This is a genomic window from Cryptosporangium aurantiacum, assembly GCF_900143005.1.
GTDB classification, from domain to species: domain Bacteria; phylum Actinomycetota; class Actinomycetes; order Mycobacteriales; family Cryptosporangiaceae; genus Cryptosporangium; species Cryptosporangium aurantiacum.
This window is the reverse complement of sequence record NZ_FRCS01000004.1, coordinates 578,651-604,114: the sequence shown is the minus strand read 5'-3', so window position 1 is coordinate 604,114 and position 25,464 is coordinate 578,651. Positions and strand designations below refer to the sequence as shown.

The window sequence follows — 25,464 nt, the reverse complement described above, 5'->3', positions numbered from 1 at the left end:
GAAGCCACTGGCATCCCGGCTCGTGATGGGGACCGGCGGTGGTGCGATCAGCCTCGCGGTGCTCGGGGAGGCGCTCCGCGCGTCCGGCACCGTGCTGACGACGGTGGCGCTCCGCCGGGTCGACGTCGAGACGGGCACGGGCGTGTTTCCGCTGCTCCGCGAGTGCGGCATCGAGGCGCTGCCGAACACCGCCGGGTGTCGCACCGCCGCCGAGGCGCTGCTCACCGCACGCCTCGGCCGGGAGGCGCTGGAGACCGACTGGGTGAAGCTCGAAGTGGTGGCCGACGACCGGACGCTGCTGCCGGACCCGGTCGAGCTGCTCACCGCGGCGGAGCAACTGGTCGCCGACGGGTTCATCGTGCTGCCGTACACCAACGACGACCCGATCCTCGCCCGGCGGCTGGCCGAGGTGGGCTGCGCGGCCGTGATGCCGCTCGGTTCGCCGATCGGGTCGGGGCTCGGGATCCGGAACCCGCACAACATCGCGTTGATCGTCGAGGAGGCGCCCGTTCCGGTCATCCTCGACGCCGGGATCGGCACCGCCAGCGATGCCGCGCTGGCGATGGAGCTCGGCTGTGACGGCGTGCTGCTCGCGACCGCGGTCACCGGCGCCCGCGACCCGGTCGCGATGGCCACCGCGATGCGGCTCGCGGTCGAGAGCGGCCGGCTGGCCTACCGCGCCGGGCGGGTGCCCCGCCGCTGGTACGCCCAGGCCTCGTCCCCACCGGTGCCCGAATGACGACCGCCCGGGCGCGGCTGGCGGACGCGCGGCTCTACCTGTGCACGCCCGACCGGCCCGACCTCGCCGAGTTCGCCGACGCCGTCCTCGCCGGCGGCGTCGACATCATCCAGCTGCGCGAGAAGGGCATCGAAGCGCGCCACGAGCTCCAGCGCCTCGAGATCCTGAAGGAGGCCTGCGAGCGGCACGGCGCGCTGCTCGCGGTCAACGACCGGGCCGACGTCGCGCTGGCCGTCGGAGCCGACGTCCTGCACCTGGGCCAGGACGACCTGCCGGTGACCTGGGCCCGCCGGATCCTCGGTGACGACGTGCTGATCGGGCGTTCCACGCACTCGCCGGAGCAGGCCGCGGCCGCCGACGCGGAGCCCGGCGTCGACTACTTCTGCGTCGGCCCGTGCTGGCCGACGCCGACCAAGCCGGGGCGCCCCGCCCCGGGCCTCGACCTGGTCCGGCACGTCGCGACCGTTGCGACCCGGCCCTGGTTCGCGATCGGTGGCATCGACGAGGCCCGGCTCGGCGCGGTCACCGACGCCGGCGCCGCCCGCGTCGTCGTGGTCCGGGCGATCACCGAAGCCGACGACCCCGAGCAAGCAGCACGCGTTCTACGTGCCGGCGTCGTGAGCGAGTAACGCCAGCTGCACGCGGTTGTTCAGCCCGAGCCGGGTCAGGATCCGCGACACGTGCGCCTTGACGGTGGCCACGCTCATGAACAGTTCACCGGCGATCTCGGCGTTCGAGGCGCCCCGTCCGACCGCCTCGGCCACCTCCAGCTCGCGCGGGCTGAGTTGGCCGAGCAGGCGGGTCGCATGCGCCTTGCGCGAGTCGACGCCCGCCTCGGCGACGTGCGCGATCAACTGCCGGGTGACGGTGGGGGAGAGCATCGGCTCGCCGGCCGCGACCGACCGGATCGCGCGGACGATCTCGGCGGGCGGCGTGTCCTTGAGCAGGAAGCCGCCTGCCCCGGCCCGCAGCGCGCGCAGCACGTACTCGTCCGCGTCGAACGTCGTCAGCACGATCACCTCGGGCGGATCCGGTCGCTTGCGCAGCGCCTCGGTGGCGGCCAGGCCGTCCAGCCGGGGCATCCGAATGTCCATCAGGACGACGTCCGGCGCGCACGCGGCGACCGCGGCGCTAACCTCGATGCCGTCCGCGGCCTCGCCGACCACCCGCAGGTCGTCGGTGCCGGACAGGATCATCGTCAGCCCGGCCCGTACCAGCGCGTCGTCGTCCACGATCAGCACCCTGGTCAGCTCTCCCACGGCAACCATGCTTTCAGCCGGAAGTCGCCTGCTGTCGAGGGGCCGTGCTCCAACCGTCCGCCGGCGAGCCCGACGCGTTCGCCGAGCCCGATGATGCCGGTGCCGGTACCAGGAATTTGATCGGTCACCACCGCACTCCGAAGCGGCAGCCAGTTCCGCACCTCGACGGTGAGCCCCTCGTGCCGGTTGCCGCTCACCATCACCCGCACCGCCGCGCCCCGCGCGTGTTTGCGGGCGTTGGTGAGCCCCTCCTGCACGACTCGGTACGCCGTCCGGCCGATCACCGGCGGCACCGCGTCCGCATCGTCCACCTGGACGTCCAGGTCGATCGTCGACCCGGCCCGCCGCGCCTCGGTGACCAGCCCCGGCACGTCGCCGAGCGTCGGCTGGGGCCGGTCGTGCTCGGTGTCGTTGCCCCCGGCGCGCAGCACGCCGATGACGTCGCGGAGGTCCTGGAGCGCCTCGTGAGCGCTCGCCCGGATCACGCCGGCGGCCCGTGCGATCTCGTCCGGCGGCGCGTCCGGGCGGAACTCCAGCGCACCCGCGTGCAGGCTCAGCAGCGAGATCCGGTGCGCGAGGACGTCGTGCATCTCCCTGGCGATCCGGGTGCGCTCCAGCTGGCGGGCCTGCTCGACGCGGCGGTGCTGCTCCTCCTCGGCGCGCCGGGCCCGCTCGCGCAGCGAGGCGATCAGCGCGCGCCTGGCCTTGATGAAGCTTCCCCACGCCACCAGACCGGCGGCGAGCAGGTTCACCATGAGGAACGTGACCCAGTACGGGACATCCGGGCTCGGCCGCACCATGTTGTAGACCGCGCCGGTCGCGACGAACACCGCCGAGGCGAGCAGGACCTGCCGCGGCCGTCGGTGGATCGCGACCGTGAGCAGCGTGATGCCCTGCGCGATGCTGGCCAGCGTCGCGACGGTGGCCAGCACCGAGACGACGACCGAGATCGTCGTCGGCCAGCGACGGCGCCACCAGACCAGCGGGGCGCACACCGTGGCCATGATCAGGTCGAACCACTGGATCGGCTCCTCGACCACGGTGTGGCCGGTCGCCAGCGCGATCCAGAAACCACAGGGCAGCGCGGCCGACACCACCACGCAGATCACGTCGATCAGGCGTTGGCGCCGGGGCGACGAGTCGGGCTCCGGGCGGTCGGTCGCGAGCGTCAGCAGCATCGCCTCGTCGGTGACGGGCTCGGCGTCCGCCTCGAGTTTGTCCGCCACCGAGCCCATGCGGTCAGGCTACGACCGCCGAAGGCGGTCGGATACCGACCAAAGTTGATCGTCGTTGCGACTTCGGTGACCCGCCGTAGCCTTCCGGGCGAAGCCTGGGGACGCCGTCCGCAGCGACGCTCATACCCATGATCGTTGTTGACCGACTCACCAAACGGTACGGCGGCTATCTCGCGGTGGACGACGTCTCGTTCCGCTGCGAACCGGGTAGCGTCACCGGCTTCCTGGGCCCGAACGGCGCAGGCAAGTCCACCACGCTGCGGATGATCTGCGGGCTCACCCCGCCCACGCACGGCACGTCGGCCGTCAGCGGCCTGCCGTACCGTGACCTACCCAACCCCGGACGCGAGGTCGGCGTCCTGCTCGACGCCGGTGCGCAGCACGCCGGCCGCACCGGCTACGAGGTGCTGGCCGTCTCCGCCCGCGTCCTCGGCGTCGAGCGGGACCGGGTCCGCGCGCTGCTCGACCGGGTCGGGCTGCCGCCGGAGGCCGCCAAGCGCCGCGTCGGTGCCTACTCGCTCGGCATGCGTCAGCGTCTCGGGCTGGCGCACGCGCTGCTCGGCGACCCGACCGTGCTGATCCTCGACGAGCCGGCCAACGGTCTCGACCCGGAGGGCATCTTCTGGATGCGCGGGTTGCTCCGCGAGTTCGCCGACCGCGGCGGCACCGTGCTGCTCTCCTCGCACCTGCTCCGCGAGGTCGAGGTGATCGCCGACCACCTGGTCGTCATCGGCCGCGGCCGGATCGTCGCCCAGGGCAGCAAGGCCGACCTGCTCAGCGCTGCGGGTGTCCGGGTGCGAGCCACCGACCCGAACGCGCTCCGCGCGGCCCTGGAGGCCGCCGGGCTGTCGGCGGCCGGAGCCCCCGGCGGCGGCTTCTCGGTCGACGCGGACACCGAAGCGGTCGGTCGTGCGGCCGCCGCGGCGGGTGTTGTCCTCACCGAGCTCCGATCGGCCGACGGAAACGGCCTGGAGGAGATGTTCCTGCAGCTCACCGCTGCCCAGCACGAGGAGGTGGCGGCATGACCGCGGTAGCCGAACAGATCGCCGTGCAACGGCCGGCGGCGCCTGCGGCCCCGTCGATGGGTCGCCTCACGCTCGTGGAGCTGCGGAAGATGGCCGACACCAGGGCCGGGCGCTGGTTGCTGGCGAGCGTCGGGCTGATCGTCGTCGGGCTGGTGACCGTGCGGGTCTTCGCCGGGCCGTCGGACACCCGGACGCTGGAGAACTTCCTGACGTTCGCCACCGGCGGGGTGAGCGTGCTGCTGCCGGTGCTCGGCATCCTCGCGGTGACCAGCGAGTGGAACCAGCGCACCGCGCTGACGACGTTCGCGCTGGTACCGCGGCGGCACCGGGTGCTGACCGCGAAGCTGTTGGCCGCGGTCGTCATCACGCTGCTGTCGGTGATCGTTTCGGTGGTCGTCGCGGTGCTCGGCAACCTGGCGGCCGACCTGCTGAACCGCGGCGGCGCGTGGGAGCTGGGCGTGGACGCGGTGTTCTACGCGCTGCTGTTCCAGCTGATCAACATGCTGATGGGGGTGGCGTTCGGCGCGCTGCTGCTCGCGTCCGGGCTCGCGATCGTCCTGTACTTCGTCGTTCCGACGGTCTGGTCGATCCTCGGTACGACGATCACGGTGCTGGCGGACGTCGCCGGGTGGCTCGACCTGGGCACCACGACCGAGCCGCTGCTGACCGCGTCGATGACCGGCGACGACTGGACGCGCCTCGCGGTGTCGGTGGCGTTCTGGGTGCTGCTGCCCCTGGTCGGCGGAGTCTTCCGAGTCCTACGCCACGAGGTGAAGTAGCGCCGGAAGGCGGGGCGCCGAGGCGCCCCGCCTTCTCAGCTCTCCCTACCGATCAGGGTGGCGAGGAACACCTTTTCGATGTCGGCGCCGGTTCGGGCCGGGTAGGCGTTGCCGCCGACCGCGTTAGTGATCGTCTTCAGCTCGACGAGGTCGGTGTCCGGCCCGTACCCGATGATCAGCACCTGGATCGGCTTGTCCGGGTTGGCGGTGGCCCGCAGCTGCTGTATCAGCTCCTGCTGCGAGATGCCGTCCGGGTCCTCGTTCTTGCCGTCGGTCATCAGCACCAGCAGGTTGAGCCGGTTGTCACCGAGCCAGTTTTCCTGCATGAACTTGTATGCGGCGAGCAGGGTGTCGTAGAGCCCGGTCGAGCCTTCCGGCTGGAGGTCGCGGTAGACCGACGCGTCCAGTGCGTCCCGCCGGGGCGTGCCGTCCGGCAGCTGGCCACCGACCGGCCCGATCGGCACCATCTCCTCGTAGTCCTTGTCGCCGTCCAGGTTCGTGGAGAACCGCCAGCTACCGACGGAGGACTCGGGGTGGAACAGCGCGTCCGCCCGCAGGCAGGCCTGCTGGACCACCTGCATCCGGGTACCGCTGCCGTCCGGCGCCGGCTCCGCCATCGAGCCGGAGCTGTCGATGACCGCCAGCAGGTTCGCCCGGCGCTGCAGCGCGGTCCAGTAGCCCACGGTCTGGGTGACCGACTTGGGCTCGGGCAGCTCGCGGGCCGCCTCCGCGGTCTGTCCCATGCCGAGTTCGGTGTCGAGCCCGACCGCGTACTGGGTCGAGAGCTGCGGGTCGCGGAACCCGGCCGCTCCGTAGGCCTTGCGGCTCTCGTCGCCCTGCAGGTACTTCAGGAACTCCGCGGCGACCTGCTGCCGCACCGAGTCGACCCAGTCGGCCTTGAGCACCAGGTACTGGTAGTCGGCGAAGACCGTGCCCTCGAGCGGGTTGACCGCGACGAGCGGGACCTTCGGCTTCGCGTTGTCGTAGGCGGCCACCTGAGCTTCGGTCGCCGGGAACGGCCCGGCGTCCTTCAGCGCGCCCTCGCTGGTGACCTGCCGCATCTTGGCGATGAACGCGTCCGCGGTGACGTCGGTCACGGTTGAGGCGCGGGACAGCACCAGCGCATTGCCGAGCTCGGCCTCGGCGACGGCGTTGTTGCCGTCGGCGTCGGCGACCGAGAGCAGCGTGCCGAGCGCGGCGAACGACGCCCGCGGGTCGCCGATACCGATCTTCAGCGGACCCCAGTCGGCGTGCTGGTACCGCGCCCACGTGGTGCCCGCGACCCTGGCCTTGGCCAGCTCGGCCCAGGAGATCACCTTGTCGGGCCAGCCCAGCGCCTCGGCCATCGGCTTCGGCAGCGCCATCACGACCGGCGACTTGGCGATCAGCGTGGGCTTGTTGGACACCATCTCGGCGATCTCGGTGCGGGCGGCGGCGCTCTGCACCCAGATCGACGAGTCCGGCATCCAGACGTCGATCCGCGGCTCGTCGGAGTCCGCTTTCCAGTTCGTGGTCAGCGAGTTCGCGACCTCGGCGGACTGCACCGCCCGGACGCTGATCTCGGCGCACCGTCCGTCGATCTCGGGGGCGTCGTCCTGCCACTTCTCGGCCAGCGACTCGACGACCGGCGCCTGATCGGGGGAAGCGGCGATCGACAGCTCGACCGGGCTGCCTCCGCAACTCGCGGTCACCCAGAGGTAGCCGAAGGTAGTTCCGCTGACCACGGTTGCGAGAACGATCGCCACGACCACCCACGGGGCGATCGCGCGACTCCGCCGGGAGGATCGAGTGGCGGCGACCCGTTCGACCGCCGACCGTCGGCTGACTTGCTCACTGCGGTGTCGACCGCGAGCCATCATTGCTCCGCGTTAGGCGTTGACACCTGTCAGTGTCAACAACGTCCATCACATCCGTCACGTAGGGCGGAGCATACGCAGCGCGGAGTGCGGAGGCGGCGTAGGCGGCAGAACCGGCCAGATTCGGCCCTTTTGTCGACGACCGTCTAGCCGAATTGGCCAGGCCGTTTTCCCCTCTTTGTTGGCAACTGTGCATCTCCGTGTCGTGCATCCTCGGATGCAGGTCGCCCGATTCCGAGAGAACATGGCCAGTCGGGCAGTGCGACAGCGGAGGTGGAAGACACGTGTCCGAGACGACGGTGACGTCGCGCGGTACGGCGGTGGCCGAGCAGGATCCGCTCGCCGAACCGATCCGTACTCGCGCGGACGCCGAGGCGTTCGTGGCGAAGATCTGCTTCAAGATCGGACCACCGCGGCTGGCGGGTATCGAGCTGGAACGCCTGATCTACGACCCCACCGACCCCGCCGCGCTCATCCCGGTCGAGCGGCTCGCCTCCGCACTCGGACGCTGGAGCCCTCCCATTCTCACCTCGTCGACGGCCGATCCGACGGCCCTCGGCGCCCCGCTCCCCGCCGGCTCGACGGTCACCGTCGAACCCGGTGGCCAGGTCGAGCTCTCCACGCAGGCGTGGGGGACGTTCGCCGACTGTCTGGCCGCCGCGAGCACCGACGCGGACGCCGTCCGGGCCGCGCTGGCCCGCTACGGCCTCGCGGTCGGCCACTCCGGCATCGACGCCCACCGGCCGGCCACCCGCATCGTGCAGAAGGCCCGGTACGCGGCGATGGAGCGGTACTTCGACCGGGACGGCGCAGCGGGCAGGCTGATGATGGGGTCCACCGCGTCGGTCCAGCTCTCGGTCGATGCGGGCACGGAGTCCGGTGAACACGCGCTCGCCGAGCGGTGGCGGACGCTGCACGCGATCGGCCCGACGCTGGTCGCGCTGTTCGCGAACTCGCCGATCTACGCGGGCGCCCCGACCGGTTGGCACTCCACCCGGCAGCGGGTCTGGATCAAGCTCGACCCAGGGCGAACCACCTCGGTCAGCGCCACCGGCGACCCGAGGGCCGCCTACGCGGCCGCCGCGCTCGACGCCCGGCTGCTCTGCCTGCCGAACGAGTCCGACTGCTGGGACGCTCCGCGCGACGTCACGTTCGCGGACTGGATCGACGGCGCGCTGGACCGTCCGGCCACCTACGCCGACCTCGAGTACCACCTCAGCACGCTGTTCCCGCCGGTGCGCGCGAAGGGCTTCCTGGAGGTGCGCTACCTGGACGCCCAGGCGGGCGACGACTGGCAGGTGCCGCCCGCCGTCCTCTGGACGCTGCTCGGGTCCGGCCGGCTGCGGGACGCCGCGCTGGCGGCGGTCGAGCCGCTCGGCGAGCCCACCTGGCCGGACGCCTGGGCCACGGCGGCTCGCGACGGCCTCACCGACCCGGGCACGGCCCACGCGGCGTCGCAACTGCTCACGATCGTGCTGGAGGGTGCGTCCGCGGCCGGTCTCCCCGGCGACGCGATCGCCCGGATCAGCCGGTTCGCCGAGCGGTACACGTTCCGCGGCCGGACACCCGCCGACGACCAGCTCGACCACTTCGCGTCCACCCACGACCTGCACCGCGAGGCCCCGGAGGCGATCTCATGACCCTCGAACAGCTCCGCCACTCTCCCGAGCAGCTGCGGACCCGGATCGCCGAGGAACTCGACCGGGCGCGGAGCCGGAGCGCGCGCCTCACCGACATCGACCGGGAGGACCTGGTGCGCCAGCACTCCCCGCTGATGTCACCGCTGGTCTGGGACTACGCGCACATCGGCAACCAGGAGGAGCTCTGGCTCGTCCGGGACGTCGGCGGCCGCGAGCCGGTCCGCGAGGACATCGACAACCTCTACGACGCGTTCCAGCACAAGCGGTCCGACCGCCCCTCGCTACCGCTGCTCGGACCGGACGAGGCCGGAGCCTACGTGGCCGAGGTCAGGCGCAAGGCGCTCGAGGTCCTCGAGCGCACACCGCTGGAGGGCCGCCGCCTCACCGAGGCCGGGTTCGCGTTCGGCATGATCGTCCAGCACGAGCAGCAGCACGTGGAGACGATGCTCGCCACCCACCAGCTCCGGGTGGGTGCCCCGATCCTCGACGCGCCGCCGCCGCCGCCGACGGGCCCGGCAGCCGACCGGACCGAGGTCTACGTCCCCGGCGGGATGTTCCTGATGGGCACCGACCTCGAGCCCTGGGCGCTGGACAACGAGCGCCCGGCACACGCGGTCGGCGTCGACTCGTTCTGGATCGACACCGACCCGGTCACCAACGCGCAGTACGCGGCGTTCATCGACGCCGGTGGGTACGACGACGAGCGCTGGTGGACGCCCGCGGGCTGGGCGCACAAGAACACGGCGGGCCTCACCGCGCCCCAGTTCTGGCACCGCGAGGACGGCGTCTGGTGGCGTACCCGGTTCGGTCACGTCGAAGAGGTACCACCGCACGAAGCCGTGCAGCACGTCTGCTGGTTCGAGGCCGACGCCTACGCCCGCTGGGCGGGCAAGCGCCTCCCTACCGAGGCCGAGTGGGAGAAGGCCGCCCGCTACGACCCGGCCACCGGCCGGAGCCTCCGTTACCCGTGGGGCGACGAGGACCCGACGCCCGAGCACGCGAACCTGGGCGGCGTCTACCTGCAGCCCGCCCCGGTCGGCGCTTACCCGAAGGGCACGTCGCCGCTGGGCGTCCGGGGGCTGATCGGGGACGTCTGGGAGTGGACCTCCAGCGACTTCACCCCCTACCCGGGGTTCGCGATGTTCCCGTACCCGGAGTACTCCGAGGTGTTCTTCGGGCCCGAGTACAAGGTGCTGCGCGGTGGCTCGTGGGCGGCCGACCAGAGCGCGGTCCGGGCGACGTTCCGCAACTGGGACTACCCGATCCGCCGCCAGATCTTCAGCGGGTTCCGCTGCGCCAGGGACGCCCGGGACGCCGATGTGTAGGCATCTGGCCTACCTCGGGCCGGCGATCTCGCTGGCCGAGCTCCTGATCGCGCCGGAACACGGGCTGTTCCGCCAGTCGTGGGCCCCGCGGCGGCAGCGGTACGGCACGGTGAACGCCGACGGGTTCGGCGTCGGCTGGTACGCGCCCGGCGACCCGGTGCCCGCGCGCTACCGCCGGGACCGGCCGATCTGGGGCGACCCCAACCTGCTCGACCTGGCCCGCGTCGTCCGCTCCGGTGCGGTGCTCGCCGCCGTGCGGTCGGGCACCGAGGGCATGGGGTTCGCCGAGGCTGCCGCCGCGCCCTTCGCGTCCGACCGGTGGTTGTTCAGCCACAACGGCGCGGTACCCGGCTGGCCGGGGTCGTTGCACGGCCTGGCGGCCGCGCTCCCGCCGGAGGACCTGGTCGGGCTGGAGGCCCCGACCGACTCCGCGCTGCTCTGGGCCTACGCCAAGCACCGGCTGGCCGCCGGTGATCCGCTGCCGGTCGCGTTGACCGCGACCGTCCAGCAAACCGCTGCGGACGCTCTGGGAGCGCGATTGAACCTGCTCGCCACCGACGGCACCACGATCGTGGCCACGGTCGTGGGCGACACGCTCAGCTGGCGCCGCGCGTCACCGGCCGGCGTCCTGGTCGCCTCAGAGCCGACCGACGACGGACCGGGGTGGCACGAGGTCCCCGACAACTCGCTGCTGGTGGCCACCGCCGACGCGGTCACCGTCAACCCGCTCGCACTCACCGTGGAGGTCGTGTCGTGACCGTTGCAGTGGCCAGCACCCTCACCGTCGAGAACCACCTGCCCGCCGACTTCACCGCCCGCGCGCTCCGCCAGGACGTCGTCACCGGGCTGTCCGCGCCGGCGAAGTGGCTCCCGCCGCGCTGGTTCTACGACGACCGCGGAAGCGAGCTGTTCGACGAGATCACCCGGTTGCCGGAGTACTACCCGACCCGGGCCGAGCGCTCGATCCTCCGGGCCAGGGCCGCCGAGATCGCCACCGTGTCGGCGGCGACGACGCTGGTCGAGCTCGGCGCCGGCTCGGCGGAGAAGACCCGCCTGCTGGTCGACGCGCTGCGAGCCACCGGAAGCCTGGGGACCTACGTCCCGGTCGACGTCTCCGACGCCGCGCTGCGCACCGCGGCGGCGGGTCTGCTCTGGGAGTACCCCGGGCTCGCCGTGCACGCGGTCGTCGCCGACTTCGAGCATCACCTGGACCGGCTGCCGGCCACCGGCCACCGGTCGGTGGTGCTGCTCGGCGGGACGATCGGCAACCTGGTGCCCGCGGACCGGGCCCGGTTCCTGCGGGACGTCCGGGCGGCGCTGCGCCCGGGCGAGACGCTCCTGCTCGGCACCGACCTGGTGAAGTCGCCGGACGTCCTGGTGCCCGCCTACGACGACGCCGCGGGCGTGACCGCCGATTTCAACCGCAACGTGCTCCGGGTGCTGAACCGGGAACTGGGCGCGGACTTCGAGCCGGAGGAGTTCGACCACGCCGCGGTCTGGGACGCCGAGCACGAGTGGATCGAGATGCGGCTGCGGGCCCGGCACGCGATGCGGGTACGGATCCCGGCCGTCGACCTGACCGTCGAGTTCGCCCGCGGCGAGGAGGTGCGGACCGAGATCTCGGCGAAGTTCCGCCAGGACGGGGTGGCCGCGGAACTGGCCGCCGCCGGGTTCGAGCCGACCCGGTGGTGGACCGACGAGGACCACCGGTTCGGGCTGAGTCTCGCGACCGCTCGGTGACCGCCGTCGCCCCGATCAGGTGACAGTCATGACACTGCCCGTCGAGTTAGCTTCCGGACAGACAGACCACCACCCCTGCCGCGTACGCTCGGCGCCGTGACGGAGGCGCCAATCGGGATTTTCGATTCCGGAGTCGGCGGGCTGACCGTGGCGCGTGCCGTGCTCGACCAGCTCCCGAACGAGCAGTTGATCTATGTCGGCGACACCGCCCACGTGCCCTACGGCCCGCGGCCGATCGCCGAGGTTCGCCGCTTCGCGCTGGAGGTGCTCGATCACTTGGTCGAGCGGAACGTGAAGATGCTGGTGATCGCGTGTAACAGCGCCTCCGCGGCGTGCCTGCGTGACGCTCGGGAGCGGTACGACGTCCCGGTGGTCGAAGTCGTGCTGCCCGCGGTGCGACGGGCGGTCGCGGCGACCCGCAACGGCCGGGTCGGCGTGATCGGGACCAGGGCCACCGTGACCAGCGGCGCCTACCAGGACATGTTCGCGGCGGCACCGGACGTCGAGGTGACCGCGGTGGCGTGCCCGGAGTTCGTCTCGTTCGTCGAACGCGGGGTGACCAGCGGGCGGCAGCTGCTGGGCCTCACCCAGGCGTACCTGGAACCACTGCAGCGTGCCGAGGTCGACACGCTGGTGTTGGGGTGCACACACTACCCCTTGTTGACCGGAGTGATCAGCCTGGTGATGGGGGACGGAGTCACGCTGGTGTCGAGCGCGGACGAGACCGCGAAGGACGTCTACCGGGCGCTCACCGCCCGGGACCTCCTGCGCGGGGACGACGCCGGACCGCCGCAGCACGAGTTCCTGGCGACCGGCGATCCGGGGCCGTTCGCGCGGCTGGGCCGCCGGTTCCTGGGGCCGGAGGCGGCAGTGGTGGGTTCCCTTAGGCTGCCAGCAGGAGGAAAGCTGGAGGTGGCCGGATGAAGCTCTCCGTTCTCGGGTGCGCCGGCAGCTTCCCGGGCCCGGATTCGCCCTGCTCGTCGTACCTGCTGGAGGCCGAGGGTTTCCGGTTGCTGCTCGACTTCGGCACCGGAGCGCTGGGCGCGCTGCAGCGTCACCCGGCGGGCATGCACGGCGTGGACGCGATCGTGCTCTCGCACCTGCACTGCGACCACATCCTGGACGCCTGCTCGTACGTCGTCGTGCGGCGGTACGACCCGGCGGGTAAACACCGCCCGATGCCGCTGTACGGCCCGGCGGGTACGGGGGAGCGGCTCGCCCAGATCTACGGCCCGGAGGACTACGTCGGCGGCAGCGTCGAGGATGTGTACGACGTCAAGACGCTCCAGCCGGGACGGTTCGCGGTCGGTCCGTTCGCGATCGTCGCGGCCAGGGTGAACCATCCGGTGGAGACGTTCGGCGTGCGGATCGAGCACGGAGACAGCGCGATCGCCTACTCGGCCGACACCGGGCGGAGCGAGGCGCTCGTCGACCTGGCGCGTGACGTCGATCTGTTCCTGTGCGAGGCGTCCTATTTAGAGGACAAGCCGCACCCGCCGGACCTGCACCTGACCGGCCTCGAGGCCGGCGAGTACGCCACCCGCGCCCAGGCCGGGAGGCTGGTGCTCACCCACCTGGTGCAGGCCTGGGGAGACCCGGAGAAGACGCTGGCCGAGGCGCGCAGCGCGTACGCGGGACCGATCGACCTGGCCTACGCGGGCGCCGAGTACCAGATCTGACGCCGCCGCTGCGTTCGGCGCAGCGGCGGCGGAAATCAAGCCACCGAGTTCGGGCAGCGCGCCATCGCGGTGGTGCGGAACGAGTCCTCGCTGGCGCTCTCCACCAGCACCACACCCTCGTCCAGGTGACACGGCGCCAGCAGCACGCCCCGCTCGGCCGCGACCGAGAGCAGCCGCTTGCGGGTCTTCGCCGCGTCGTCGGTGCCCTCTTCGTAGCGGTAGGCCAGGCTCGCGGTCGTCATCTGGCCGCGGTGCACGAACGCGTCGCCGGTGATCAGCAGCGGACGGTCCGGCGCGTCGACCAGCAGGCACTGGTGGCCCGGCGTGTGGCCGGGGGCCAGCACCAGGTCCAGCCGCTCGTCCAGCGTCGCCGCGCCGGCGACCTCGACCAGGAGCTGCGCGTCGACGAGTGGTTTGACGTGGGACTCGTACAGCTCGTCCCACTCCTCGCCGGATTCCCGCAGCCACTTCAGTTCCGCGCCCTGCACGACGTGCCGCGCGTTGGCGAAGTACGGCTTCGGATCGTCCTCGTCGGCAACCACCCACCCGATGTGGTCGGGATGCAGGTGGGTGAGGATCACATCGGTGATCTCCTCGGGGCCGACGCCGAGCGCGGCGAGTTCCTCGGGCAGTCGCCCGGGGCGGCCGAACCAGCCTCCGGCCGGCGCCCACACCGGCCCGATGCCCGCGTCCACCAGAACGGTCCTGGTCGGCGTCCGGACCAGGTGGCAATGCACATGCATCGGCCACCGGCCGGTGTTCCCCGCGTCGGGGAAGGCCTCCTCGAGAGGTTCGGGAAACGTTCCGGCGGCGTCACACAAGGTAGTCACCGTCAGGTCAGCACCCAACCTGAGCGTGTCGGTTGGCACGTCACCTCCGCTGTCCGGGCCATCACAGCGATAACCCGGTGGAGCCATCCTGCCTCGTCGCTGACCGCGGCGCACCGAAGGTAGCCGACTTCGCGGGGTGCGGACACCTTTGGCCGGTCGTTCCCCTCCCGGCCATCCGGTAGTGACCAGGGGAAAAGCCTCGATCGCGACGCTGAGTCGCATGCGTGTCGCGATCATCACGGAGTCGTACCCGCCGGACGTCAACGGGGTCGCCCACTCGGTGCTGCGCACCGTGGAGCATCTGCTCGCCCGCGGGCACGAACCACTGGTAGTGGCGCCGGTCTCGACGGCGGTGGCCCGTTCCGGGCTGCCGGACATCCCGGTCGTGCGGGTCCCGAGCGTCGGGTTGCCCGGTTATCCGAGCTTCCGGGTCGGGCTGCCGACCCGTCGGGTGGCTGCGGCGCTGCGCCGGCACCGGCCGGACGTCGTCCACCTGGCGTCACCGATCGCGCTCGCCGCGCAGGGCGCGTTCGCGGCCGCCCGGCAGGGCGTGCCCGCGGTCGCGATCTACCAGACCGACGTCCCCGGCTTCGCCGGATTCTACAAACTCGGTGCCGGACGCGCGGCCGCGTGGCGTTGGTTGCGCCGGGTACACGGGGTGACCGCGCGGACACTGGCCCCGTCCAGCGTGACCGCGACCGAGCTGGCGGCACACGGCATCGGACCGGTCCACCTGTGGCCGCGGGGTGTGGACGCGGTGCGGTTCGACCCGGCGAAGCGCTCGGACGCGTTCCGGGAGTCCGTCGGCGGTGACGTGATCGTGGGGTACGTCGGGCGGCTGGCACCGGAGAAGCGGGTGGATCTGCTGGAGCCGGTCACCCACCTGCCCGGCGTCAAGGTCGTGATCATCGGTGACGGACCGGCGGCACCGGCATTGCGGAAGCAGATGCCCCGGGCCACGTTCCTCGGCGAGCTGGTCGGCGAGGATCTCGCCACCGCGTTCGCCAGCCTCGACGTCTTCGTGCACACCGGCGCGCACGAGACGTTCTGCCAGACCGTGCAGGAGGCGATGGCGTCCGGTGTCCCGGTCGTGGCACCGGCCGCCGGTGGCCCGGTCGACCTGGTCCGCTCCGGCCGGACCGGCTACCTGGTGACGCCGTCGGACGCCGGCGCGATCACCGTTGCCGTTCGCGCGCTGGCCGAGGACGCAGCGCTCCGCCGTGAGTTCGGCGCTGCGGGGCGTGCCGCGGTGGCCGGGCGCAGCTGGACCGCGGTCGGCGACGCGCTGATCGGCCACTACCAGGACGTGATCGGCCGTGGCACGGTTGCGCCGGTGGAGCGCGCCGCGTGACCGAGCCCGGCGCGGAACCGGCGACGATCGTCCGGCTGGCGAACTTCGTCGGGCCGCGCTCGGGTGGCCTGCGGACGGCGCTGTACGAGCTCGGCCGCGGATACCGCGCGGCCGGACACGACCCGGTGCTGGTCGTCCCCGGCCCACGCTTCGAGGAGAACGACACACCGCAGGGCCGGGTGATCACGCTGCCCGGCCCCACCGTGCCGTGGATGGGCGGCTACCGGGTGGTCGTCGGCCGTCGCCGGCTGACCGCGCTGCTGGAGGAGCTGCGCCCGGATCGGCTGGAGGTCTCGGATCGCACGACGCTGCGCTGGACCGGCGCGTGGGCCCGCAGGCACGGGATCGCGTCGATCATGGTGTCGCACGAGAACCTCACCGCGCTGCTGGAGATGGCGCTGCCGCTCTGGGCCCCGGTGCGGCGGATCGCCGACTCGTTGAACCAGCGCACCGCGGAGACGTTCGACACGGTGGTCGCGACGACCGAGTTCGCCGCTGCCGAGTTCCGCCGGATCGGCGCGACCGGCCTGGTGAAGGTGCCGCTCGGCGTCGATCTCGCGCGGTTCCACCCGGGGCTGCGTGACGCGTCGCTCCGGGCCTCGCTCGCCCGGCCCAGCGAGCTGTTGCTGGTCCACTGTGGGCGGCTGTCGCCGGAGAAGCGGGTCGAGCGTTCGGTGGACGCGCTGGCGGCGCTGCGGGCCCGCGGGGTGTCCGCGGTGCTCGTCGTGGTCGGCGACGGGCCGCGGCGTCCGTTTCTCGAGCGGCGCGCCCGCGGCCTGCCGGTGCGGTTCCTCGGGTTCGTGCCCGACCGCGGGCTGGTGGCTCGGCTGCTGGCGACCGCGGACGCCGTGCTGGCCCCCGGGCCGGCCGAGACGTTCGGGCTCGCCGCGCTGGAGGCGATGGCGTGCGGGACGCCGGTGGTCGCGGCGGGCGACGGCGCGCTCGGCGAGGTGGTCGGTGACGCGGGGGTCGCGGTGCCGGGGAGCACCGGGTTCCGCTTCGCCGAGGCGGTGCTGGAGCTGGCCGCGCGTCCGGAAGCGGACCGGCGGTCGGCCGCGCGGCAGAGAGCACAGCGTTTCGGCTGGCCGACGGCGGTGAGCGGGATGCTCGCCGCTCATGGCCTTGACGCGTTGCAGACGTTCGAGGAGGTGGCGTCGTGGCCGGGATCGACCGTCCGAGCGTCCGCTTCGCGGCGCTCGGGGACTCGGTAACCGAGGGGTTGGGTGACCCGCTGCCCGGCGGTGGCTGGCGCGGGTGGGCGGCGCTGCTCGCCGAGGGCTTGTCGTCCGAGCGGTTCGTGAACTACGCGAGCAGCGGGGCGACCACCGCGCGGGTGGTCGACGAGCAGTTGCCGTCGGCGCTGGAGTTCGCCCCGACGGTGGCGAGCGTGGTCGTCGGCGTGAACGACGTCCTGCGTCCCAACTTCGATCCGGCGGCGATCGAGGACCGGCTGGACCACGTCGTCAGCGCGCTCTGCGCGTCCGGCGCTGTCGTGCTGACCGCCCGCATGCCCGACCCGGGCCGGATGCTGCGGCTGCCCGGCGCGCTGCGTCGCCCGCTCGGCCGGCGTACCGACGACCTGAACACGGCCGTCCAGGCCGTCGCCAGCCGGCACCGGACCATCCACGTCGACCTCGCTGATCATCCGGCCGTCGCGGACCGGTCCGCCTGGCACGTCGACCGGCTCCACCCCAACGAGCGCGGTCACCGGGTGGTGGCCAGGGAGTTCGCCGGAGCGCTCGCCGACCGGGGCGTGCCGGTGCCGCGGATGCCCTCGGCCGAGCCCGGCGGCGGTGCGGCGCCCCGTCCGTTCGAGCACGTCTGGTGGCTCGCCACGAAGGGCACCGGCTGGGTGATCGACCGGGGCACCGACCTGGTGCCGTACCTGGCCGGGCTGGCGGCGCGGGAACTCTGGGCTGCGATCCGCCCCCGTCGGTGGGGTCGCACGGGAGGATAGGCTGCCGCCCATGACGGACTCCTCCACCGTGCTGACGATCGGTCACCGGCCCGACGGGCGGGTAGCCCATGCTCTTCGCCCGGTTTCGTTCGAACGCGGCTGGTCCGACCACGCCGAGGGTTCGGTGCTCGTCGAGTTCGGCCGGACCCGGGTGCTCTGCACCGCGAGCGTGGTCGAGGGTGTTCCGCGCTGGCGCAAGGGCAGCGGCCTGGGCTGGGTCACCGCCGAGTACGCGATGCTGCCGCGCGCCACCCACACCCGCGGCGACCGCGAGTCGGTCAAGGGCCGGATCGGCGGCCGCACCCACGAGATCTCCCGGCTGATCGGTCGCAGCCTGCGCGCCTGCCTGGACCTCAAGGCGCTGGGCGAGAACACGATCACGCTCGACTGCGACGTGCTCCAGGCCGACGGCGGAACCCGCACCGCCGCGATCACCGGCGCCTACGTCGCGCTGGCCGACGCCGTCCAGTGGCTGGCGTCGCGGCACGCGCTCGCGGCGTCCCCGAAGAAGGCGCTGAAGAACTCGGTCGCCGCGGTCAGCGTCGGTGTCATCGACGGCGAGCCCCGGCTCGACCTCAACTACGACGAGGACGTCAAGGCCGGCGTCGACATGAACGTGGTCTGCACGGGCTCCGGCGAGTTCGTCGAGGTCCAGGGCACCGGCGAGGCGATCACGTTCGGCCGTTCGACGCTGGATTCCCTGCTCGACCTCGCGGTCGCGGGTTGCGCGGAGCTGACGTCGTTGCAGCAAAAGGCACTCTCATGACGCTTACCAGGGTCGTCCTGGCCAGCCGTAACGCCAAGAAGATCGCCGAGCTGCGGCGGATCCTCGCGGTGGCGGTGCCGCAGATCGAGGTCGTCGGGCTGGACGAAGTGCCGCCCTACCCCGACACGGTCGAGGACGGCGCGACGTTCGCGGAGAACGCGCTGCTCAAGGCCCGGGAGGCGGCGGAGATCTCCGGATTGCCCGCGATCGCCGACGACTCCGGGATCGCGGTCGACGCGCTCAACGGCATGCCGGGTGTGCTCTCGGCGCGCTGGGCCGGCCGGGCCAAGGACGACGAGGCGAACCTGCGGCTGGTGCTGGAGCAGGTGACCGACGTGCCGGACACCCGGCTGGGTGCGGCGTTCGTGTGTGCGGCTGCGCTGGTGTTGCCGTCCGGGGCGACGCACGTGGTCGAGGGCCGGATGGAGGGCTCGCTGGTCCGGGAGCCGCGCGGGACGAACGGCTTCGGGTACGACCCGATCTTCCTGCCGTCCGGCTCGGTCCTCACGTCCGCCGAGATGACGGCCGCCGACAAGGACGCGATCAGCCACCGCGGCAAGGCGTTCCGCGCGCTCGCCAAGGTACTTTCTGAGACTCTCACCACCGCTTAGTCCGTTTTCAGGGCGAGACATGGGGCTAAACAAAGGGCTGCAGCCGTCCCCGACCTCGTGAGGAGTCCACTTCGTGTTCGACGAGCTGCCCGATGTCGTGACAACCCTGGTGACAGCGGCCGTGAGCGTGGTGCTCGCGCTCGTGCTCGTGCAGATCGTGCACATCGTGGTGCGGCGCATCGGCCGCCGCGCCCCGCTCTTCGACCAGCTGGCCACGCGACTGCACCGGCCGGTGCAGTGTCTGGCGGTCGTGCTCGCCGTCCAAGGCGCGCTGCACGCCACTACTGCCACCGGTGACTGGCGAGGCCCTTTACTGCACGGGGTCACGGTGCTCGTGATCGCGTCCGGCGCCTGGGTCGTCGGCGCGTTGCTGTTGGTGCTGGAGGACACCGCGCTCGCCCGGTTCCGCACCGACGTGGAGAACAACAAGACCGCCCGCCGGGTGCACACGCAGATCACGGTGGTGCGGCGGGTCACGATCGCGGTGGTGGTCGTCGTCGCGATCGGCGCGGTGCTGGTGACGTTCCCGGCCGCGCGCGCCGCCGGAGCGTCGCTGCTGGCCTCCGCCGGTCTCCTGGGTGTCGTCGCGGCGCTGGCCGCCCAGTCGGTGCTGGGCAACGTGTTCGCCGGCATCCAGCTGGCATTCAGCGACGAACTGCGGCTCGACGACGTCGTGGTCGTCGAGAACGAGTGGGGCCGCGTCGAGGACATCACGCTGAGCTACGTCGTCCTGCACCTCTGGGACGACCGGCGGCTGACGCTGCCGACGTCGTACTTCACCACCAAGCCGTTCCAGAACTGGACACGGAACGAGTCCGCGCTGCTCGGTGCCGTCGAGATCGACGTCGACTGGGCGGTGCCGACCGAGGAGATGCGCCGGGAGCTGCGGCACATCTGCGAGGGCACCGACCTCTGGGACACGCGCGCTTGCATCCTCCAGGTGACCGACGCGATCGGTGGGCTGGTGCGAGTGCGGGCGCTGGTCACCGCCAAGGATGCGCCGACGCTGTTCGACCTGCGGTGTCACGTCCGCGAGCGGTTGGTCCAGTGGTTGCGGGAGAGCTACCCGGAGGCGCTGCCCCGGTCGCGCGCCGACGTCACCGGCATCCCCGGGCTGCGGATCGACAAGGTCGAGGGCCTCAACGGCCACTCGATCCCGGAGCAGCCGGAGCGAGTCCCCGGTGCCGGCGCTGCCGGCCGGGCGCTGCCACCCGGCAACGTGCCGGACGCCTCGCGGGACGCGCGGGTGTTCAGCGGCTCGGTGGAGGGGCGCGAGCGCTCCGCCGCGTTCGCCGGCCCCACGGAAGAGGACCACCGGCCGTAGGTGTCCGCGGGCCGTGCCGTCAGAATGGCACCGGCTGCGGAGGAGGAACCGATGTCGGACGGTCTGCGGACTGCGCTCTACGTGTTGAGCGCGGCGATGGGCGCGTTCGGCGTCCTCCTGCTGTTGCTCGCGTTCGTGCAGAGCCGGCTGAAGACGCGCGTCCGCGAGACCACGCCTTTCCGCGTGCTCGCGCTCGGGATCCTCGTCGTGTCGGCCGCGGCGACCGTCGGCGTCATCGCCTGGGTCTGGCCGCATCCACCGCAGTGAGGTTGAACCACTCGGCCGTGATCATCATCAGTCCCTGCGCGCGGCGGGGAGTGAAAATCGCGCCGGCTGAAGTGCGGGAGGTGGGAGTCGAACCCACATGTCCGTGAGGACACCGGGACCTAAACCCGGCGCGTCTAGCCTTTCCGCCACTCCCGCTCGGCTGACATCGTACGCACCCCGGACCCTCAGTCGATCCCGAGGTCGCGACGGAGCTTGGCGACGTGCCCGGTGGCCTTGACGTTGTACTGGGCCTTCTCCACCTTGCCGTCGGCGTCGATCACGAACGTCGACCGGATGACGCCGGTGACGGTCTTGCCGTACATGGTCTTCTCGCCGTACGCGCCGTAGGCCGAGAGCACGCTCTTGTCCGGGTCGGAGACCAGCGGGAACGTGAGCGACTCCTTGTCGCGGAACTTCGCGAGCTTCTCCGGCTTGTCCGGCGAGATGCCGATGACCGTGAGACCGGCGGCCTTGAGCGAGTCCAGCGAGTCGCGGAAGTCGCAGGCCTGCTTCGTGCAGCCCGGCGTCATCGCGGACGGGTAGGCGTACAGCACGACCCGTCCGCCGCGCAGGTCGGCCAGGTGCACGGTGTTGCCGGAGTCGTCGGTCAGCTCGAAGTCGGGAGCGGTGTCGCCGGGGGCGAGGCGTGGCGCGGCAGTCATGGCCCGAGCCTAAGCCGTCCGTTGCCCCTCCGCCGCGCTGCCTGTGTTAGCTAGCGAACGGCACGCCGCCTGCTATTGCAGATAAGTTGCAACAGCAGAGATGATGCGGCAAGCGTTAATCGAGGGGGAGCGGTGGAGCCAACGGGAACGCCCGTCGCGATGCATGTCTCCGACGGCATCGTCAATCTTCCGGTCTCGGCCGTCTTCGGCGTCGTCGCCGTGGCCTGGATCGCGTTAAGCCTGGTCAAGGCCCGCCGCGACCTCGACGACCGGCTCGCGCCGATGGCCGGCCTGGTCGCCGCGTTCATCTTCGCCGTGCAGATGCTGAACTTCCCGGTGCTGCCAGGCGTCAGCGGGCACCTGCTGGGTGGTGCGCTCGCGGTGATCCTGGTCGGCCCGTGGGTGGGCGCGCTCTGCGTCGCGACCGTGCTGCTCGTCCAGGCTCTGCTGTTCGCCGACGGCGGCCTCTCGGCGCTCGGCTTGAACATCACGAACATGGCGGTCATCACGACACTGGTCGCGTACGGCGTCGTCGCGGTGGCGCTGCGGGTGCTGCCGAAGAACCGGCTCGGCATCGTTCTCGCGTCGTTCGTCGCCGCGACGGTGTCGGTGGTTGTCGCGTCCCAGGGATTCGTGGCGCAGTACGCGCTCGGCGGTGAGGTCGACAAGGCGCTCGGCGAGATCTCGGTGACGATGGCCGGCGTTCACCTGCTGATCGGCATCGGCGAAGGCCTGATCACCGCGACGACCGTGGCCACGGTGGCCGCCGTCCGCCCGGACCTGGTCTACGCGCTGCGCCGCTACCGCACCCAGCCGCTGCTGATCACGGCGCCGCCGACGGCGTCCACCACGACGTCGTCCGAATCGACGTCGTCCGAATCGACCAGGGCCGCGGAGAGCAACGCATGAGCAACCACACCACCGGCCGGAGCCGGGTCCGGCTCGCGGTCTTTCTCGGCCTCGGCCTGCTGGTCGCGCTGCTGCTGGCCGGTGTGGTCAGCTCCGCGGCCAGCTCGAAGCCCGACGGCCTGGACGCGACCGCCCGCGAAGGGTGCACGTTCAACGCCGACGACGAGATCACCGGCGGCAACTGCCTGGCGAAGTCCGCGAAGGAGCACGACCTGGGCGACTCGCCGCTGGCCGACTACGGCATCCGGGGCATCGACAACTCGTTCGTCTCGACCGGCCTGTCCGGGGTGGCGGGCGTCCTGCTGGTCGCGGCGGTCGGCGGCGGCCTGTTCTGGGTGCTGCGTCGCCGCGGGCCGGCCGGTCAGTAAGAGATGGGCGCCGGCCACTCTCATCCGCTGCACCGTCCGGGGACCTCGCCGGTCCACCGGCTTCCGGCCGAGGTGAAGATCGTCGCGGCGCTGGCGTTCGTCGTCAGCGTCGTGGCGACGCCCCGGGAAGCGGTCTGGGCGTTCGGCCTGTACGCGGTCCTGCTGGCCTCGGTCGCGGCGGTCGCCCGGATCCCGGCCGGATGGCTGGTGACCCGCGGATTGATCGAGACGCCGTTCGTCGTGCTCGCGGTGCTGCTGCCGTTCCTCGAGGGCGGGCCGGTCGTCCACCTCGGTTTTCTGACGCTGAGCGAGGCCGGGCTGTGGGCCGGCTGGAACATCGTCGCGAAGGGCACGCTCGGTGTCTTCGCGTCGCTGCTGCTGGCCGCGACCACCAACGGCCGTGACCTGCTGCTCGGGTTGCAGCGCCTCCGGACGCCGGGGCCGATCGTGCAGATCGCGACGTTCATGCTCCGCTACGCCGACGTGATCCTCGGCAACGCCAGGGCGATGCGGATCGCGCGCCTCTCGCGGTGCCACGACCCACGGTTCCTCTGGCAGGTGCGGGCGTTCGCGACGTCGATCGGCAGCCTGTTCCTGCGGTCCTACGAGCGGGGTGAGCGGGTCTACGTCGCGATGCTGTCGCGGGGGTACACCGGCGCGCTGCCGATGGGAAACACGGACCGGCCGCCCGCTCGGCAGTGGGCGACCGCGCTGACGATTCCGGCGGCGGCCGCGGCGGTTAGCGTTACGGCGTGGCTGACGACCTGACCCTCGACGTGCAAGGCCTGGCCTTCGCCTACCCGGACGGCAGGCAGGCGCTGTTCGGCGTCGATCTCACGGTCGGGCGGGGTGAGCGGGTCGCGCTGCTCGGTCCGAACGGCGCCGGTAAGACGACGCTGGTCCTGCACCTCAACGGCATCCACACCGCCGGTGCGGGCAGCGTCCGGGTGGCCGGGTTGCCCGTGATCAAGGAGAACCTGACCGAGATTCGGCGTCGGGTCGGCATCGTCTTCCAGGACCCCGACGACCAGCTGTTCATGCCCACGGTCGCGGAGGACGTCGCGTTCGGGCCGGCGAACCTGGGTCTCCGCGGCACCGCACTCCAGGAGCGGGTCACCGAGGCGCTGACCGCGGTCGGCATGGCCGAGTTCCGCGACCGGGCCCCGCACCACCTGTCGTTCGGGCAGCGCCGTCGGGTGGCCGTCGCCACGGTGCTGGCGATGCGGCCGGAGATCCTGGTGCTCGACGAGCCGTCGAGCAACCTCGACCCGGCCAGCCGCCGCGAGCTCGCCGAGATCCTGCGGAGCCTGGACGTGACGCTGCTGATGGTCACCCACGACCTGCCGTACGCGCTGGAGCTCTGCCCCCGGTCGGTGCTGCTCGACGGCGGTGTCGTCGTGGCGGACGCCCCGACCGCGGAGCTGTTGCTCGACGCCGAGCTGATGCGGAAGCACCGCTTGGAGCTGCCCTACGGCTTCGATCCGTCGGTCGCGCTCTAGCCCTTCGCGGCGTCGATCGCGGCGGTGAGGTTCGCCGTCGTCGGGTTCTCCAGCGCGGTGCCGTCGACCTTGACCGTCGGGGTGCCGGTGACGCCCGACTTCGAGGCTTCGTCGGTCACGGCCTTCGTCCAGTCGGCGTACTTCTGGTCCTTGACGCACTCGGCGAACGTGTCGCCGGTGATCCCGGCCTTGCTCGCCAGGCTGATCATCGTCTCGTCGGTGAGGCCGGTGCCGCCCTCCTCGGGCTGGTTGCCGAAGAGCGCGGTGAGGAACTCGGGGAACTTCCCGGCGTCGGACGCGCACCCCGACGCCGACGACGAGCGGCTGGAGTACTTGGTGCCGGACGAGAACCGGTCGAGGTACGCGACCGGGTGGTAGACGAGCCTCACCGTGCCCTCGTCGACGTACTTCTGCAGGGTGGCGCCGCTCTCGTCCTCGAACGTCTTGCAGACCGGGCACTGGAAGTCGAGGTAGACGTCGACCGTGACCGGCGCGTCCGCCTGCCCGACGGTGACGCCTGCGAGCGTGGCGCTCTTCGGCAGCGCGACGTTCTCCGGCTGGTTCGATCGGTAGTACGCGACGCCGATGCCGGCCGCGACGACCAGCACCACCAGCGCGATGACCGACACGATCAGCGTGCGTCGACGTCGCTCGGCGGTGCGCTGCTTGGCGAGTTGCTCGGCGGCGATGCGTCGGGCTCGGTTCGACTTTGCGCTCATTTGCGGGGAGCCTCCGCGGCGATCCAGTTGTCAACGGCCAGCCGGCCGCGTGGCCACCGGGCCAGCGCGAGCGCTATCAGCAGCAACGCGCTGTCCCGGACGATTTCGGTGGTGTAGGCGGTGCTCTGCCCGGCGTCGAGCTCGCCGCCGCTACCGAAGCAGCCGCAGTCGATCCGCAGGCCGCGCGCCGCCGCCGAGACGATGCCGATCAGGAAGACGACCATCAGCGCGGCCGAGAACAGCGCCCCGAAGCGCACCGCGACCCCGGCCACCAGCAGCAGGCCGAGGGCGATCTCCAGCCAGGGCAGGCCGGCGCCGATCACGGTCGCCGCACCCTCCGGCAGGAGGCGGTAGGCCCGTACGGCGCGGACCGACGCGTCCAGGTCGGTGGCCTTCGCGGCGCCCGCCCAGAGCCAGACGCCACCGAGCACCAGCCGGGCGACGAGCGGCAGCCAGGGGAGCATCCGGCGCCACGCCGCGGAGTGGCCGCGGACCTCGCGGCCCGGGGCGCGGCGGGGGGAATCGCTTCGCGGCGTGGACATCAGTAGTTGGTCGTTTGCCGGGCCCGGCCGGTTCCCGATGTGTGCCAGGCCACGATCGAGTAAAGCGCACCAATCGGCATGAAGGCGATCCAACCGCACGGGGCGGTTCGGGGCTGTCCCACGGTGGCCGAGATCTCTCAAGCCGACATTAAGCGGTGCGTAATGGTGCCCGCATCCCGTGTCGATCGGCGTTCTGGGCTGGTGAACTTAGTTCACCGCAGCGCGGTCCCGGTCGTCGGAGGTGGGCGGCCCGGGGTAGCGGGTGGGAGCGGTGGCGGCCGCGGCCCGGGTTGGGAGACAGGGGGCCCGGGTCGCGGCTGAAACCTCGGGCGGGCCGAGGAGCCGCGATCAGATCGACCGGCGTGACTTCTGTCCCGCAGGT

At 71.9% G+C, this 25,464-nt stretch carries 28 protein-coding genes and 1 tRNA gene; 21 read left to right on the top strand and 8 right to left on the bottom strand.

Annotated elements, in window-relative coordinates:
- The first annotated feature begins 25 nt into the window (after positions 1–25).
- Together thiG and thiE are read left to right on the top strand one after the other, a co-directional pair.
- The gene (gene thiG, locus BUB75_RS17170) at positions 26–739 is read left to right on the top strand and encodes a thiazole synthase (RefSeq protein ID WP_084741399.1); all 714 of its coding nucleotides are present in this window, start codon (positions 26–28) and stop codon (positions 737–739) included.
- Positions 736–1,368, top strand: coding sequence for a thiamine phosphate synthase (thiE, locus tag BUB75_RS17165; protein WP_073258251.1), 633 nt, complete (start codon positions 736–738; stop codon positions 1,366–1,368). Before thiG ends, thiE begins: the two co-directional genes overlap by 4 nt.
- On the opposite strand, the gene BUB75_RS17160 is transcribed toward thiE, so the two are convergent.
- Positions 1,342–2,007 carry a response regulator gene (locus BUB75_RS17160; protein WP_073258249.1) on the bottom strand — a complete coding sequence of 222 codons (666 nt, stop codon included), beginning with the start codon at positions 2,005–2,007 and terminating at the stop codon, positions 1,342–1,344. The two genes, thiE and BUB75_RS17160, sit on opposite strands and share 27 nt — an antisense overlap.
- Positions 1,986–3,233: a sensor histidine kinase gene (locus BUB75_RS17155; protein ID WP_073258247.1), complete on the bottom strand. Its 1,248-nt coding sequence runs from the start codon at positions 3,231–3,233 to the stop codon at positions 1,986–1,988. Before BUB75_RS17155 ends, BUB75_RS17160 begins: the two co-directional genes overlap by 22 nt.
- Positions 3,234–3,361: 128 nt before the next feature.
- On the opposite strand from BUB75_RS17155, the gene BUB75_RS17150 reads away from it, so the two are divergent.
- Entirely contained in the window at positions 3,362–4,258 is an 897-nt protein-coding gene (locus BUB75_RS17150; RefSeq protein WP_073258245.1) for an ABC transporter ATP-binding protein, read from the top strand.
- Entirely contained in the window at positions 4,255–5,037 is a 783-nt protein-coding gene (locus BUB75_RS17145; protein WP_073258243.1) for an ABC transporter permease, read from the top strand. The genes BUB75_RS17150 and BUB75_RS17145 overlap by 4 nt, the downstream gene beginning before the upstream one ends.
- A 35-nt stretch (positions 5,038–5,072) precedes the next feature.
- Here the strand turns inward: BUB75_RS17145 and BUB75_RS17140 are convergent, their stop codons facing one another.
- Entirely contained in the window at positions 5,073–6,893 is a 1,821-nt protein-coding gene (locus BUB75_RS17140; RefSeq protein WP_178379887.1) for a substrate-binding and VWA domain-containing protein, read from the bottom strand.
- A 284-nt stretch (positions 6,894–7,177) separates the two neighbouring features.
- Here BUB75_RS17140 and egtA point away from each other — a divergent pair, with 284 nt between their 5' ends.
- The 6 genes from egtA to BUB75_RS17110 all read left to right on the top strand — a co-directional run bounded on the left by egtA (position 7,178) and on the right by BUB75_RS17110 (position 13,277).
- Entirely contained in the window at positions 7,178–8,533 is a 1,356-nt protein-coding gene (egtA, locus tag BUB75_RS17135; protein WP_073258239.1) for an ergothioneine biosynthesis glutamate--cysteine ligase EgtA, read from the top strand.
- Positions 8,530–9,858: an ergothioneine biosynthesis protein EgtB gene (gene egtB, locus BUB75_RS17130; RefSeq protein ID WP_073258237.1), complete on the top strand. Its 1,329-nt coding sequence runs from the start codon at positions 8,530–8,532 to the stop codon at positions 9,856–9,858. Before egtA ends, egtB begins: the two co-directional genes overlap by 4 nt.
- Positions 9,851–10,615 carry an ergothioneine biosynthesis protein EgtC gene (gene egtC / locus BUB75_RS17125; protein WP_073258235.1) on the top strand — a complete coding sequence of 255 codons (765 nt, stop codon included), beginning with the start codon at positions 9,851–9,853 and terminating at the stop codon, positions 10,613–10,615. The genes egtB and egtC overlap by 8 nt, the downstream gene beginning before the upstream one ends.
- Positions 10,612–11,598: an L-histidine N(alpha)-methyltransferase gene (egtD, locus tag BUB75_RS17120; RefSeq protein ID WP_218617573.1), complete on the top strand. Its 987-nt coding sequence runs from the start codon at positions 10,612–10,614 to the stop codon at positions 11,596–11,598. The genes egtC and egtD overlap by 4 nt, the downstream gene beginning before the upstream one ends.
- A 96-nt stretch (positions 11,599–11,694) precedes the next feature.
- Complete coding sequence (gene murI, locus BUB75_RS17115; protein ID WP_073258233.1) at positions 11,695–12,522, top strand: glutamate racemase; 828 nt, start codon at positions 11,695–11,697, stop codon at positions 12,520–12,522.
- Positions 12,519–13,277, top strand: coding sequence for an MBL fold metallo-hydrolase (locus BUB75_RS17110; protein ID WP_073258231.1), 759 nt, complete (start codon positions 12,519–12,521; stop codon positions 13,275–13,277). The genes murI and BUB75_RS17110 overlap by 4 nt, the downstream gene beginning before the upstream one ends.
- 35 nt (positions 13,278–13,312) lie before the next feature.
- Here BUB75_RS17110 and BUB75_RS17105 read toward each other — a convergent pair whose 3' ends face one another.
- Positions 13,313–14,020 carry an MBL fold metallo-hydrolase gene (locus BUB75_RS17105; RefSeq protein ID WP_178379886.1) on the bottom strand — a complete coding sequence of 236 codons (708 nt, stop codon included), beginning with the start codon at positions 14,018–14,020 and terminating at the stop codon, positions 13,313–13,315.
- 307 nt (positions 14,021–14,327) lie between these two features.
- Between BUB75_RS17105 and BUB75_RS17100 the strand changes: the two genes are divergently transcribed.
- From BUB75_RS17100 to BUB75_RS17070, 7 genes are all read left to right on the top strand, one after another.
- Positions 14,328–15,458, top strand: a complete 1,131-nt coding sequence (locus BUB75_RS17100; RefSeq protein ID WP_073258227.1) for a glycosyltransferase family 4 protein — start codon at positions 14,328–14,330, stop codon at positions 15,456–15,458.
- Complete coding sequence (locus tag BUB75_RS17095) at positions 15,455–16,669, top strand: glycosyltransferase (RefSeq protein WP_073258225.1); 1,215 nt, start codon at positions 15,455–15,457, stop codon at positions 16,667–16,669. The genes BUB75_RS17100 and BUB75_RS17095 overlap by 4 nt, the downstream gene beginning before the upstream one ends.
- Positions 16,615–17,415, top strand: coding sequence for an SGNH/GDSL hydrolase family protein (locus BUB75_RS17090; RefSeq protein WP_073258223.1), 801 nt, complete (start codon positions 16,615–16,617; stop codon positions 17,413–17,415). The genes BUB75_RS17095 and BUB75_RS17090 overlap by 55 nt, the downstream gene beginning before the upstream one ends.
- Positions 17,416–17,425: 10 nt before the next feature.
- Positions 17,426–18,181: a ribonuclease PH gene (gene rph, locus BUB75_RS17085; RefSeq protein WP_073258221.1), complete on the top strand. Its 756-nt coding sequence runs from the start codon at positions 17,426–17,428 to the stop codon at positions 18,179–18,181.
- Positions 18,178–18,792, top strand: coding sequence for an RdgB/HAM1 family non-canonical purine NTP pyrophosphatase (gene rdgB / locus BUB75_RS17080; RefSeq protein ID WP_073258219.1), 615 nt, complete (start codon positions 18,178–18,180; stop codon positions 18,790–18,792). The genes rph and rdgB overlap by 4 nt, the downstream gene beginning before the upstream one ends.
- A 73-nt stretch (positions 18,793–18,865) precedes the next feature.
- Entirely contained in the window at positions 18,866–20,116 is a 1,251-nt protein-coding gene (locus BUB75_RS17075) for a mechanosensitive ion channel family protein (RefSeq protein WP_218617572.1), read from the top strand.
- A 51-nt stretch (positions 20,117–20,167) separates the two neighbouring features.
- Positions 20,168–20,383 carry a hypothetical protein gene (locus tag BUB75_RS17070; RefSeq protein ID WP_143175254.1) on the top strand — a complete coding sequence of 72 codons (216 nt, stop codon included), beginning with the start codon at positions 20,168–20,170 and terminating at the stop codon, positions 20,381–20,383.
- Between the two features lie 72 nt (positions 20,384–20,455).
- Here BUB75_RS17070 and BUB75_RS17065 read toward each other — a convergent pair.
- Both BUB75_RS17065 and bcp read right to left on the bottom strand, forming a co-directional pair.
- Positions 20,456–20,539: transfer RNA gene (locus tag BUB75_RS17065), tRNA-Leu, on the bottom strand.
- A 29-nt stretch (positions 20,540–20,568) separates the two neighbouring features.
- Positions 20,569–21,045: a thioredoxin-dependent thiol peroxidase gene (gene bcp / locus BUB75_RS17060; protein ID WP_073258215.1), complete on the bottom strand. Its 477-nt coding sequence runs from the start codon at positions 21,043–21,045 to the stop codon at positions 20,569–20,571.
- 159 nt (positions 21,046–21,204) lie between these two features.
- Between bcp and BUB75_RS17055 the strand changes: the two genes are divergently transcribed.
- Genes BUB75_RS17055 through BUB75_RS17040 form a run of 4 tightly spaced genes read left to right on the top strand, consistent with a single transcriptional unit; the run spans position 21,205 to position 23,821 of the window.
- The gene (locus BUB75_RS17055; RefSeq protein WP_084741330.1) at positions 21,205–21,954 is read left to right on the top strand and encodes an energy-coupling factor ABC transporter permease; all 750 of its coding nucleotides are present in this window, start codon (positions 21,205–21,207) and stop codon (positions 21,952–21,954) included.
- Positions 21,951–22,322 carry a PDGLE domain-containing protein gene (locus BUB75_RS17050; RefSeq protein ID WP_073258213.1) on the top strand — a complete coding sequence of 124 codons (372 nt, stop codon included), beginning with the start codon at positions 21,951–21,953 and terminating at the stop codon, positions 22,320–22,322. Before BUB75_RS17055 ends, BUB75_RS17050 begins: the two co-directional genes overlap by 4 nt.
- Before the next feature lie 3 nt (positions 22,323–22,325).
- Entirely contained in the window at positions 22,326–23,090 is a 765-nt protein-coding gene (cbiQ, locus tag BUB75_RS17045) for a cobalt ECF transporter T component CbiQ (RefSeq protein ID WP_073258211.1), read from the top strand.
- Positions 23,075–23,821 carry an energy-coupling factor ABC transporter ATP-binding protein gene (locus BUB75_RS17040; RefSeq protein ID WP_073258209.1) on the top strand — a complete coding sequence of 249 codons (747 nt, stop codon included), beginning with the start codon at positions 23,075–23,077 and terminating at the stop codon, positions 23,819–23,821. The genes cbiQ and BUB75_RS17040 overlap by 16 nt, the downstream gene beginning before the upstream one ends.
- Here the strand turns inward: BUB75_RS17040 and BUB75_RS17035 are convergent.
- Together BUB75_RS17035 and BUB75_RS17030 are read right to left on the bottom strand one after the other, a co-directional pair.
- A complete protein-coding gene (locus BUB75_RS17035) occupies positions 23,818–24,540 on the bottom strand; it encodes a DsbA family protein (protein ID WP_073258207.1) in 723 nt (240 codons plus the stop codon). The two genes, BUB75_RS17040 and BUB75_RS17035, sit on opposite strands and share 4 nt — an antisense overlap.
- The gene (locus tag BUB75_RS17030) at positions 24,537–25,004 is read right to left on the bottom strand and encodes a MauE/DoxX family redox-associated membrane protein (protein WP_073258205.1); all 468 of its coding nucleotides are present in this window, start codon (positions 25,002–25,004) and stop codon (positions 24,537–24,539) included. Before BUB75_RS17030 ends, BUB75_RS17035 begins: the two co-directional genes overlap by 4 nt.
- Positions 25,005–25,464 lie beyond the last annotated feature (460 nt).

Coding starts and splice junctions, on each gene's coding strand:
- BUB75_RS17055 (WP_084741330.1), top strand. CDS start 21,205: ATGCATGTCTCCGACGGCATCGTCAATCTTCCGGTCTCGGCCGTCTTC.
- thiE (WP_073258251.1), top strand. CDS start 736: ATGACGACCGCCCGGGCGCGGCTGGCGGACGCGCGGCTCTACCTGTGC.
- thiG (WP_084741399.1), top strand. CDS start 26: ATGGGGACCGGCGGTGGTGCGATCAGCCTCGCGGTGCTCGGGGAGGCG.
- egtC (WP_073258235.1), top strand. CDS start 9,851: ATGTGTAGGCATCTGGCCTACCTCGGGCCGGCGATCTCGCTGGCCGAG.
- cbiQ (WP_073258211.1), top strand. CDS start 22,326: ATGGGCGCCGGCCACTCTCATCCGCTGCACCGTCCGGGGACCTCGCCG.
- bcp (WP_073258215.1), bottom strand. CDS start 21,045: ATGACTGCCGCGCCACGCCTCGCCCCCGGCGACACCGCTCCCGACTTC.
- egtB (WP_073258237.1), top strand. CDS start 8,530: ATGACCCTCGAACAGCTCCGCCACTCTCCCGAGCAGCTGCGGACCCGG.
- rph (WP_073258221.1), top strand. CDS start 17,426: ATGACGGACTCCTCCACCGTGCTGACGATCGGTCACCGGCCCGACGGG.
- BUB75_RS17160 (WP_073258249.1), bottom strand. CDS start 2,007: ATGGTTGCCGTGGGAGAGCTGACCAGGGTGCTGATCGTGGACGACGAC.
- BUB75_RS17110 (WP_073258231.1), top strand. CDS start 12,519: ATGAAGCTCTCCGTTCTCGGGTGCGCCGGCAGCTTCCCGGGCCCGGAT.
- BUB75_RS17035 (WP_073258207.1), bottom strand. CDS start 24,540: ATGAGCGCAAAGTCGAACCGAGCCCGACGCATCGCCGCCGAGCAACTC.
- BUB75_RS17145 (WP_073258243.1), top strand. CDS start 4,255: ATGACCGCGGTAGCCGAACAGATCGCCGTGCAACGGCCGGCGGCGCCT.
- BUB75_RS17030 (WP_073258205.1), bottom strand. CDS start 25,004: ATGCTCCCCTGGCTGCCGCTCGTCGCCCGGCTGGTGCTCGGTGGCGTC.
- BUB75_RS17150 (WP_073258245.1), top strand. CDS start 3,362: ATGATCGTTGTTGACCGACTCACCAAACGGTACGGCGGCTATCTCGCG.
- BUB75_RS17105 (WP_178379886.1), bottom strand. CDS start 14,020: ATGCATGTGCATTGCCACCTGGTCCGGACGCCGACCAGGACCGTTCTG.
- rdgB (WP_073258219.1), top strand. CDS start 18,178: ATGACGCTTACCAGGGTCGTCCTGGCCAGCCGTAACGCCAAGAAGATC.
- BUB75_RS17050 (WP_073258213.1), top strand. CDS start 21,951: ATGAGCAACCACACCACCGGCCGGAGCCGGGTCCGGCTCGCGGTCTTT.
- BUB75_RS17100 (WP_073258227.1), top strand. CDS start 14,328: ATGCGTGTCGCGATCATCACGGAGTCGTACCCGCCGGACGTCAACGGG.
- BUB75_RS17070 (WP_143175254.1), top strand. CDS start 20,168: ATGTCGGACGGTCTGCGGACTGCGCTCTACGTGTTGAGCGCGGCGATG.
- BUB75_RS17155 (WP_073258247.1), bottom strand. CDS start 3,233: ATGGGCTCGGTGGCGGACAAACTCGAGGCGGACGCCGAGCCCGTCACC.
- BUB75_RS17140 (WP_178379887.1), bottom strand. CDS start 6,893: ATGGCTCGCGGTCGACACCGCAGTGAGCAAGTCAGCCGACGGTCGGCG.